This window comes from Rothia sp. HMSC071F11, assembly GCF_001809115.1.
GTDB classification, from domain to species: domain Bacteria; phylum Actinomycetota; class Actinomycetes; order Actinomycetales; family Micrococcaceae; genus Rothia; species Rothia dentocariosa.
In genome coordinates this window covers 190,096-190,635 of sequence record NZ_KV795771.1, presented here as the reverse complement: position 1 = coordinate 190,635, position 540 = coordinate 190,096, and the positions used below count along the sequence as shown (strand labels likewise).

Here is a 540-nt window from a genome sequence, read left to right as displayed (position 1 = left end):
GCGCCGCCGACATGGAATTTGTGTCTATCGGCTTACCATACGTTGCTCCGATAACATCAAAAACCTGCGCAAAAACCTCAGTCATGCGGAAAGCCCGTGACATATCGGCCGTCGCAAACTGGGCATTGACGAGATGTAACGCCAAAGGAATCGCTTCCTGCGGATCTAGGGTGAGATGCAAACGCTCATGTACCAGATCAAGTGCCCGGCGCCCGAACTCAACTTCACGCGGATACAGCAGCGTTACCTCTGGTGCGAGAGGATAATCAACCTGCAGTCCTTCGCGTGCGCGCGCAACAGCATAGTGCAGGTGGTCTGCGAAAGGAATGATGAAGGAGTTCGCGATTTTAATATCGGGGGTATTGCGAACCTTCGTTTCAAGTTCGGAGGCAATAGCAAGAATCTCCGGGGGAATCTCGGAGAGTGACCAACTGAGCCGCTCGGCGGAAATATCGTGTTCGGGAATGAATGTCTGCTCGACCTTAGTTGGATCAACCAGATCGCCCTTGCGTTTACCAAAGGCAAGTCCGCGCCCGATAA

1 protein-coding gene is annotated in these 540 nt (G+C 53.1%); it reads right to left on the bottom strand.

Features of this window, described 5'->3' with window-relative positions:
- A partial coding sequence (locus HMPREF2554_RS10770) for a PRD domain-containing protein (RefSeq protein WP_141744403.1) occupies nt 1-540 on the bottom strand: 540 nt, incomplete at both ends.